The sequence below is a fragment of the Holdemanella sp. DFI.5.55 genome (genome assembly GCF_020593575.1).
In the GTDB taxonomy this organism is placed as follows: domain Bacteria; phylum Bacillota_I; class Bacilli_A; order Erysipelotrichales; family Erysipelotrichaceae; genus Holdemanella; species Holdemanella hominis.
Map to the genome: position 1 here is coordinate 1 of NZ_JAJDMK010000439.1, position 220 is coordinate 220.

General features: G+C 48.6%; 1 pseudogene. It reads right to left on the reverse strand.

The annotated features are described in order from the left end of the window. Positions 1 to 220 (reverse strand): annotated as a pseudogene (locus tag LJE08_RS14730) (hypothetical protein); the annotation flags it as partial.

Sequence of the window (220 nt, forward strand, 5' to 3'; positions counted from 1 at the left end):
GCCAGACTAGATCCAACAATCAAGCCGCGCAGTTTAAAGCGACGTTGCAGAAAGGCTGCCAAGACAACGGTTAGAGCGACGGTCAGCAGATAGCCGGTCGTGACCCATTGAACGGCATTTAGACTTTGGTGAAAATCACGCATCAAAGTTGGAAACGTAACATTCATTGAGGTTTCAACCAAGACACCGCAAAATGCCAGGCCGGCAATGCCAATAATTG